This is a genomic window from Aneurinibacillus sp. UBA3580 (assembly GCF_002375825.1).
Taxonomy (GTDB): domain Bacteria; phylum Bacillota; class Bacilli; order Aneurinibacillales; family Aneurinibacillaceae; genus Aneurinibacillus; species Aneurinibacillus danicus.
The window spans coordinates 28508-37267 of record NZ_DFMZ01000090.1; the positions used below are offsets into that span (position 1 = coordinate 28508).

Annotated in this window: 11 protein-coding genes; 1 reads left to right on the forward strand and 10 read right to left on the reverse strand. The window is 48.8% G+C overall.

The window, feature by feature from the left end; all coding sequences use genetic code 11:
• From B2899_RS13120 to B2899_RS13135, 4 genes are all read right to left on the reverse strand, one after another.
• The coding region (locus B2899_RS13120; RefSeq protein ID WP_286886393.1) for an ABC transporter permease at positions 1–636 on the reverse strand (636 nt) is incomplete at its 3' end.
• A 1-nt stretch (position 637) separates the two neighbouring features.
• Positions 638–1540 (reverse strand): ABC transporter permease, encoded by a 903-nt coding sequence (locus B2899_RS13125; RefSeq protein WP_286886395.1) that lies wholly within the window; start codon positions 1538–1540, stop codon positions 638–640.
• 34 nt (positions 1541–1574) lie between these two features.
• The gene (locus B2899_RS13130; protein ID WP_286886398.1) at positions 1575–2657 is read right to left on the reverse strand and encodes an ABC transporter substrate-binding protein; all 1083 of its coding nucleotides are present in this window, start codon (positions 2655–2657) and stop codon (positions 1575–1577) included.
• 22 nt (positions 2658–2679) lie between these two features.
• Complete coding sequence (locus B2899_RS13135; protein WP_286886401.1) at positions 2680–3774, reverse strand: ABC transporter ATP-binding protein; 1095 nt, start codon at positions 3772–3774, stop codon at positions 2680–2682.
• A gap of 319 nt (positions 3775–4093) precedes the next feature.
• Between B2899_RS13135 and B2899_RS13140 the strand changes: the two genes are divergently transcribed.
• The gene (locus tag B2899_RS13140; protein WP_146808793.1) at positions 4094–4528 is read left to right on the forward strand and encodes an HIT family protein; all 435 of its coding nucleotides are present in this window, start codon (positions 4094–4096) and stop codon (positions 4526–4528) included.
• A 124-nt stretch (positions 4529–4652) separates the two neighbouring features.
• Here the strand turns inward: B2899_RS13140 and lysA are convergent, their stop codons facing one another.
• The 6 genes from lysA to B2899_RS13170 all read right to left on the reverse strand — a co-directional run.
• Positions 4653–5978 (reverse strand): diaminopimelate decarboxylase, encoded by a 1326-nt coding sequence (gene lysA / locus B2899_RS13145; RefSeq protein WP_146808777.1) that lies wholly within the window; start codon positions 5976–5978, stop codon positions 4653–4655.
• A gap of 90 nt (positions 5979–6068) precedes the next feature.
• A complete protein-coding gene (locus tag B2899_RS13150; protein WP_286886404.1) occupies positions 6069–6668 on the reverse strand; it encodes a stage V sporulation protein AE in 600 nt (199 codons plus the stop codon).
• 4 nt (positions 6669–6672) lie between these two features.
• Positions 6673–7026, reverse strand: coding sequence for a stage V sporulation protein AE (spoVAE, locus tag B2899_RS13155; RefSeq protein ID WP_146808775.1), 354 nt, complete (start codon positions 7024–7026; stop codon positions 6673–6675).
• 3 nt (positions 7027–7029) lie between these two features.
• Positions 7030–8052: a stage V sporulation protein AD gene (gene spoVAD, locus B2899_RS13160; RefSeq protein WP_146808773.1), complete on the reverse strand. Its 1023-nt coding sequence runs from the start codon at positions 8050–8052 to the stop codon at positions 7030–7032.
• A 12-nt stretch (positions 8053–8064) separates the two neighbouring features.
• Positions 8065–8547: a stage V sporulation protein AC gene (gene spoVAC, locus B2899_RS13165; protein WP_286886407.1), complete on the reverse strand. Its 483-nt coding sequence runs from the start codon at positions 8545–8547 to the stop codon at positions 8065–8067.
• A 25-nt stretch (positions 8548–8572) separates the two neighbouring features.
• A partial coding sequence (locus B2899_RS13170) for a stage V sporulation protein AB (RefSeq protein WP_286886409.1) occupies positions 8573–8760 on the reverse strand: 188 nt, incomplete at its 5' end.

Genomic DNA, 8760 nt, shown 5'->3' on the forward strand with positions numbered 1-8760 from the left:
CGGAAGAGTCTTTGTCTGCGCTCCCGCAATGAAAATGGAAACAACAACTTCATCGAGCGATGTAATAAATGCGAACAGCGCGCTGGCAATCACCGCTGAGCGAATCAGGGGCAGCGTAATTTTGAAAAATACGCCGATCGGTGTTGAACCAAGACTCAATGCCGCCAATTCCAGATTGCGATCTATGCCTTTCAGGCTTGCCGATACCGTCACGAAGACGATGGGAAGCGCAAGAATGGAGTGCGCCAATACCAGCCCTGGAATCGTATTGGTCAGCTTATACATAGAAAACGTATGGTACATGGCAATCCCGACAACAATAACGGGAATAACCATTGGGGCTACGATAAGGTTGGTAAAAATTTTCTTCCCCGGAAACTCCAATCGATGCACCGCAAGCGAAGCCATCGTGCCAATAACCGTAGCCACAATTGCGGTGAGCAGCGCAGTAATCACGCTGCGCCATAATCCATCCATCCACTGGGAATTATCAAAAAACGCTTCATACCATTTCACCGAATAGCCCGGCGGCGGAAACGTAAATGTTATTTGCGAGCTGAATGACAGAGGAATTAGTACGAGAATAGGAGCGATGATGATAAAAAGGATAAGGACAACGTAAATGCGCAGCCACATGTTATTTCTCTCCTTTCAGCAGAGGAGACATGCGGGATACCCAGGCCGCCAACCCTAGAAGCAAGAACGTTGCCAGAAGAAGTACAAGAGAAATGGCAGAGGCCATGCTCCAGTTCAGCGTTGTCTGTATGTTTTCTTGAATCAATTTGGAAATCATCATATTCCCCTGTCCACCTAACAGTGCTGGCGTGATAAAGTAGCCAAGCCCGAGTACAAATACGATGAGGGAGCCTGACAATACGCCCGGTAAAGAAAGCGGAAAGAATACCTGAATGAACGCCTGCCAGGGGCGCGCTCCCATCCCCTGGGCCGCCTGCACAAGCCTGCGATCGATTCCTTCCATGACCGCATACAGGCTTAGCACCATATATGGAATCAAAATGTGCGTCATTCCAACAACAACTCCGGTCGTATTGTATAGAAGTTTTATCGGTTCCGATATGAGTCCCAGCGAAATCAGCATTTTGTTAATCACACCTTGATCCTGGAGAATGACCGTCCAGGTAAACGTACGCACCAACAGGCTAATCCATAACGTAATCATAACAAGCGACATGACAACCTTCTTCCACCGCTGTGATTCCATTACAACCAGCAAATATGCGATTGGATATGAAATAAGAAGGGTTGCCACCGTTACGATACATGCAGTCTTTAGTGTTACGCCCAGCACTTTTAGATACAGCGGTTCGGTAAATACCTGTCGAATATACTCCAGCGTAAAACCATTTTCATCATAAACGCTAAGCTTTAGGACACTTATCATCGAATAGTAGAGTAAAAGCACCGTATATGCGAGAGGAATTAACAAAAGAAGCCATTTCAATCCCGGAATTCCGACCAAACGGTGCAGAGGAGGTGCCAGGGAAGGCACCGGTACCTCTGTCTTTAATTTTGTAGTCATCTCTTCACGCCTCCTTCAGCCTGGCACTGTCTGTCTATTCAAGCATGAATTTGTTGAAACGCTCGTTAATCTTGTCGTAGTTATCCACCCACCAGCGATTATCGATAAAGATTTGCGACTTTACGCGTTCCGGCGTTTGGCCAATGCGCTTCTTCACGTCATCTGATAGCTTTTCCAGCGCCTTTTTATTGGTCGGTGCGTAGTCAATGGCATTGGAGTAGGCGGCCTGCGCTTCAGGGGAAATCGCATAAGCAATAAATTTCTGTGCCAGATCTTTGTGCGGCGCACCTTTCGGAATAACCCAGGATGTAGCCATACCAAGCGACTGGCTAAATTCGTTGTCAACCGGTGAGCCTTGCGCTTTGGCAGCAGAGACGCGACCGTTCCATGCAGAAGCGAGTACCACTTCTTTCGTGCCGAGCAGCTGCGGCGGCTGGGCGCCTGCTTCCCACCAGACTTTCACGTCTTTCTTAATCTTTTCAAGGCTTTTGAATGCGCGGTCCACATCGAGCGGATACAGCTTATCCGGTGCTACGCCATCAGCCAACAGGGCTGCTTCCAGCGTACCTACCGGATTTTTGTATAGCGAACGAGGTCCGGGGAATTTGGCCGTATCCCAGAATTCTGCCCAGTTTTTCGGCTGGCTGCCCGGTTTAAACGCCTCTGTATTGTATGCAATATTGGTGAAATACACTTGCAATCCTATAGAGTAATCCGTTACAAGGTTCGAATAGATATCGTCTTTTTTGATGATGTTATAATCGAGCTTTTCAAGCAGACCTTCTTTTTCAAGACGGAGTGCAACGTCCGTGTCGCTGTTCACGACGTCCCATTCGACGCTGCCGCTCTGCACCATGGCTTTCAGTTTACCTACATCTGTCGGGGACACGACGGTAATTTTCACATTGTTAGCTTTCTCGAACGGCTCGTATATGGTTTTTTTGGCCGCTTCTGAAGATGCTCCGCCCCAGTCTACGACCACCAGCTCCTGTGCTTTTTTGCCCTCCGGTGCAGAAGCCGCTTTGTCTGTGCTTGTTCCGCCACCGCAGGCAGTCATCGTTACGCTAAGCGCGAGAGTAAGCAATCCTGCAAATAATCTTCTCTTCTTTTTCTTCATGGTTCCCATCCCCCTTTTTGTGTTAGCTGGCGTCCGCTTCGTACGGAATTGTAATCATATCCGCTCTGCTCCATCCCAGCAGAATTTCCTGGCCGATTGCAAGCTGTGCCGCATTTGCCACCGGTACTCGAACCGTCATCTCCTGGTCAAACGCCGTTTTGGCTTTTAGCTTAATTGACTCTCCCAGATAAATTTTTTCCTGTACTTGAACCAGAAGTGTGTTCTCAAATTCACCGGACTCGCGGGCCAGATGAATGTTCTCCGGACGCAGTGCGATAAATACTTTCTCCTGTTCCGGCTTCGTCCCATGCGTATAAAATACGACAGAGGTATCGTCTAATAGCCGTACGACCGAACTATCTCTGTCTCTTTTTGTCACCTCACCTCCCAACAAATTGATCTCGCCGATAAACTCGGCTACAAAGCGGTTGCACGGCAGTTGATACAGTTCTTCAGGCGATGAAACTTGCTCGATGCGTCCTTGATTCATAACGCAGATTCGATCGGACATAGTCAATGCCTCTTCCTGGTCATGCGTCACGCTAATCGTGGTAATCCCAATCTTCTCCTGAATATGCTTAATTTCAAGCTGCATGCGCTCTCGTAGATTTTTATCGAGCGCTCCCAACGGCTCGTCCAACAGCAAAAGCGGCGGGTTAAAAACAATCGCCCGGGCAATCGCGACACGCTGCTGCTGCCCCCCGCTGAGCTGCTTCGGGTATCGGCTCCCCAAATGATCCATATGAACCATGTCCAGTACCCGTTGAACGCGCTCGCGAATTTCATGTTTTGGTACTTTGCGCAGTGTAAGTGGATACGCAATATTTTCGGCTACTGTCATATGCGGGAAAAGGGCATAATTTTGAAACACCATCCCAATGTCCCGTTCGTACGGTTTCTTCTTTGTAATGTCCTGATCGTTCAAATAAATCGCTCCGCTGCTGACTTCTTCAAAACCGGCAATGAGTTTAAGCAACGATGTTTTTCCTGATCCGGAAGGCCCCAGAATGGTAAGAAACTCACCCTTTCTGACATCCAGACTTATGCTGTCGACCGCTTTGAAACTTCCATAATACTTGGTCGCCTTCCGAATCGATAAGTCCATCCCTTTTGCCATCCACGTTCCTCCTGCCTGAAACAATACGTTTTATTTTAAACTTCAAAATATTGTATAGCAAATATTGTACCAATTTTAAAAATGTATAAAAATCAGATAAGTCAAAACGGTGTAATGCATACATGCATCAAAAAGAGAAACAAAAATTGTATGATAAATGATTTAGTTAAGTTTTTGTTGAATAATCTATTTAATGCATTTTAGAATCAACAAATGCATTTTAGCATTAAACATAAACAGTCTTATAATGAGCAACCTCCTATATTTATCCTGTAAACAAATAATGATAGAATAGAAAGAAAACGGAAAGGATGATACGATGTCACACGATCCAACCTGCATCTTTTGCAAAATTATTCAAGGAGAAGTTCCTTCCGCCAAAGTATATGAAAATGAGCATGTGGTAGCATTTCTAGACATCAGTCAGGTTACTAAAGGGCATACGCTCGTTGTGCCTAAGATTCACCGGCAAGATATCTTCGAGCTAACGCCTGAAGTCGCATCCAACCTGTTCGCCTGCGTACCCCAAATTGCCAACGCGATTAAAAAACAGTTCAACGCAGAAGGAGTAAACCTGCTGAATAACAACGGCAAAGTCGCCGGACAAACCGTTTTCCATTACCATATGCATATTCTGCCGCGCTACGGCAAAGAAGACGGATTCCATCCGGTGTTTCAAGAGCATAACGATCAATACACGCCGAGCGACTTGCAGGAAATCGCCGCGCATATTGCTGCCGGCATTGAATCGTAACATCTTCTTACATAAAAAGGCGGAACCCTGCGGCTCCGCCTTTTTATGTGAAAATCGTGTGGAAAGAAGGAGAGAAAGAGGAAATGAGATCCAAGGAAGAAAAAGGCCTTCGCCTTTTTCTACATTAAATTGTGCGGCTTAGCACACGCGGAACTACCCGGTCATTTTTTACAAGATCCTGATATGTTTCACGTTCCACCACGACTTCGGCCTCTCCGTCTTTAACGAATATGACGGCCGGACGGCGAATACGGTTATAATTGTTGGCCATGGAATAGCCGTATGCCCCGGTACAGGAAACAGCCAGAATATCACCCGGGTTCGCTTTCGGCAGCGCATAATCCCAGATAAGCATATCGCCGCTCTCGCAGCACTTGCCCGCAATCGATACCGTTTCCTCCGCCTCTTCCCCAGCCCGGTTAGCCAGCATAGCTTCATACTTTGCCTGGTACAACGCCGGGCGAATATTATCCGACATACCGCCGTCAATCGCGACATATTTGCGGATACCGGGGATGTCTTTGATCGAGCCTACTGTATACAGCGTCGTACCTGCATCCCCGACAATGCTTCGGCCCGGTTCAATCCAAATTTCCGGTAACGGATACGCTCTTGCTGTAAATTGGCGTCGCACTCCCTCTGTAATCACCTTTATATATTCGCCTACCGGCAGCGGATCATCCTCTTCTGTATATCGAATGCCAAAACCACCGCCGAGATTTAGCACTTCCACTTCGTATTTCGTCTCATCCCGCACCTGTTCAAGAAACGCGCTAAGCACTTCAATCGCACCGATAAATCCCGTTGTCTCGAAAATTTGCGAACCGATATGCGAATGGATGCCGAGCAGTTTATAAAAAGGTTTGTCGAGGGCCCGCTTAACCGCCTGCAGCGCTTGACCGCTCGCTACGCCGAACCCGAACTTCGAATCGTCCTGACCGGTAGAGATGTATTCGTGCGTATGGGCTTCAATTCCAGGAGTTAAGCGAAGCATAACCGGCACGACGCGGTCTTTTTTCTGTGCCAGGTCATGAAGCAACTCCAATTCAAAGAAGTTATCTACGACAAAACAGCCTATCCCCGCATCGAGTGCCATGGAAAGCTCTTCTTCCGTCTTATTGTTGCCATGGAAATGGATGCGCTCCGCTGGAAAACCAGCCTTAAGCGCGGTGTACAATTCGCCGCCGGACACGACGTCGAGCGACATATTCTCCTCCATTACCAGCTGGCACATTGCCATACACATAAATGCCTTGCTCGCATAGGCGACCTGAAACCGAAATCCGCTTGCTTCGAACGCTTTAACATAGGCGCGACATTTCTCCCGAATCAGCGCTTCGTCATATACGTACAGCGGTGTGCCGTACGTACGGACCAGCTCGGTCGTATCGCATCCTCCAATCTCCAAGTGTCCTCTCGCGTTTACTCTGCTCGTTCCGTGTAAAAACACTCCGCTTCCTCCTCGTTACGTACCCATTGAATATCTTATACAGTACCACATCATGCGAAAACATGACAACTACGCATTTTATTTCTTTCGCTAATTTCCTGGATGTTTTTGGAAATAACCACTTTTTTGCAGAATAAACTGGACAGCCGAAATCGTTACCGGGCAGCCGACACACGCTTCATCTTTTCCTTTCATTTTTCCTATATCGCCGATGCCCACAATAACGGGAATGTGCAGCATGTTCAGCACATCAACCGTATCCCCTATAATGTATGCTTCGCTTCCCGCCTCTACGAACCCATTTTTATTGACGGGACGCTTGACTTTACGTCCATACCGATCGATGCAAATGTCCGCCTTGACACCAAGGGCTCCTTTCGTTTTGGAAGCGACAGCGATAGCGCCCAGCACTTCGATGTCAGGATGTTTGGCTACGTAATACAGAGCTTCTTCCCCTTTTCCCATCCGCATATCCCCGTTGTCATCGAACATAACCAGCACCGGATCATGTTTGGCCCGCTTAATCAATGTTACGATTTGCGGGCCCGTCAACGGAGTCGGATTGCCGGACGAACGGGAGATGCAGCGGCCTCCGATGCGGCGTGCCACCTCCTCCACCGTATCGCGTGCCACGATATCTCCGTCCGTAATTATAATGATGCGGCGCTTCTTCTGTGTTTGCGGTTCCATTTCTTTACCCTCTCGGCTTGAAAATAAGGGAAGCAAAAAAACTAAAGACAATGGCGGCTGAAATACCGGCGCTCGGCACTTCGAAGATTCCGGCAATCAAGCCGATGACCCCGTTCTGCTCCGCTTCCTGCCACGCACCGTGATAGAGGGCATGTCCAAAACTTGTAATCGGCACCGTAGCACCGGCACCCGCAAATTCAATCAACGGATCGTACAGACCAAGCCCGTCCAAGATTGCTCCAGACGCTACAAGAATACTCATCACGTGAGCAGGAGTGAATTTCGCGAAATCCAGCAGCGCCTGACCGATCACACAGATTACGCCGCCGACAAGGAAGGCAATCGCCACCTGTCCCATTCCTCACACCTCCTCTACCGCTTCGAGTGCTACCGCATGCGCGATGCATGGAATGCTCTCTCCCTGCTGGTAGCTAACCGGGCTGAACAACGCACCTGTAGCACAGACTAACGCACGCTTAATGCTTCCTTCTCTCAGACGGTTCATAATGTAACTATAGGTAACGACAGCGCTCGAAGCACAGCCGCTCCCTCCTGAGAATACCTGCTGATCCGGGCTATAGATCATCAGACCGCAGTCGTTGTAGACTGGCGTCATCTCGAACGCCAGATCTTTCATTTCGTCTTTTAAAATCGCATAGCCGACTTTGCCCAGGTCTCCTGTCACAATCAAATCGTAATCCGAGGGCATGCGGTCCGTATCACGAAAGTGCGTAGAGAGCGTATCTACAGCCGCAGGCGCCATGGCGCTTCCCATATCGAACGGATCTTTAATTCCCATGTCCACTACTTTGCCTATAGTGGCATGCGTAATGCGCGGCCCGGCGCCGCCGCGTCCGACCACCGCAGCGCCCGCCCCCGTCACCGTCCATTGGGCATACTCCGGCTTCTGTCCGCCGTATTCGGTCGGATAGCGGAATTGTTTCTCCGCCGTGCAGTTATGGCTGCTGCAAGTGGCGATTATGTACGATGCATAGCCGGCATCGATTAGCGCCGCGCCAACGGAGAGAGTCTCCATCGATGTGGAGCAGGCACCGAACATACCGATAAGCGGAATATTGAGCTGGCTGGCCGTAAAATTAGACGAGATTGTTTGATTCAATAAATCTCCTGCCAGTACGATATCGATTTCGCTTTCCAGCAAATTGCTTTTTTTAATCGCGGTCTGTACCGCCTGATACATCATATACCGTTCCGCCTTCTCCCAGGACGCCTGTCCGGCGTACATGTCCGGGTGAATATGATCGAATTCTGCGGCCAGCGGCCCCTCTCCTTCAAGCGGACCGACAGCTACAGCGCTCCCCTGAATGCGAATGTCATGTAAAAACTTCCACGTTTGTCGTCCGCATTGATGCTGCGCTTTCATTCCGCTTCCCCCTTACACTTTGATAATGAGCCATTTAAGCAGTGACACGATGAGCGCAGCCACCACGCCATACACAATAACGCCACCCGCCAGCTTAAACATATTCCCGCCTACGCCCAGGACAAGTCCTTCCGCACGGTGCTCAATTGCAGCCGACGACATCGAATTGGCGAATCCCGTAACGGGAACAGCCGAGCCTGCACCGGCAAACTGCCCAAGTTTATCATAGATGCCCAGGCCCGTAAGCAGGATCGAAATAAAGATGAGTGTTGCTACCGTCGAATCGCCTGCCGTTTCTTTGGTAAAGTTAAAAAAGCCAATATAAAAATCAGATATAATCTGTCCGAATGCGCAGATAGCACCACCGACGAGAAACGCTTTCGTCATATTCTTTAGATAGGGCGGTTTCGGCTTGTATTTGGCTGCACGCTCATTGTACGCTTTCTGCGCTTTGGCAAGCCGCTCTTGGTTGCGTGTCTTAACAGAAGAAGCCATAATCACTTCCCCTCCCTTTCTAAAATTATTTAAGAAAAATCAGCCAGTGAAACAGGGAACCGACAATTTTGCCAAAGGCCAATGCCATAATAAAATGTTGAAGATACTCATATAGCTGAATTCGCTTGGCAAGAATCGGAATTACATTCAGCACCTCGGTCAGCGCAGCGGCGAGAAACCCGACGAAGATTCCCATAAACGCGCCAGGAATGC

Coding starts and splice junctions, on each gene's coding strand:
- B2899_RS13150 (WP_286886404.1), bottom strand. CDS start 6,668: ATGGAACCGCAAACACAGAAGAAGCGCCGCATCATTATAATTACGGAC.
- B2899_RS13140 (WP_146808793.1), top strand. CDS start 4,094: ATGTCACACGATCCAACCTGCATCTTTTGCAAAATTATTCAAGGAGAA.
- B2899_RS13135 (WP_286886401.1), bottom strand. CDS start 3,774: ATGGCAAAAGGGATGGACTTATCGATTCGGAAGGCGACCAAGTATTAT.
- spoVAC (WP_286886407.1), bottom strand. CDS start 8,547: ATGGCTTCTTCTGTTAAGACACGCAACCAAGAGCGGCTTGCCAAAGCG.
- spoVAE (WP_146808775.1), bottom strand. CDS start 7,026: ATGGGACAGGTGGCGATTGCCTTCCTTGTCGGCGGCGTAATCTGTGTG.
- spoVAD (WP_146808773.1), bottom strand. CDS start 8,052: ATGAAAGCGCAGCATCAATGCGGACGACAAACGTGGAAGTTTTTACAT.
- B2899_RS13125 (WP_286886395.1), bottom strand. CDS start 1,540: ATGACTACAAAATTAAAGACAGAGGTACCGGTGCCTTCCCTGGCACCT.
- B2899_RS13130 (WP_286886398.1), bottom strand. CDS start 2,657: ATGAAGAAAAAGAAGAGAAGATTATTTGCAGGATTGCTTACTCTCGCG.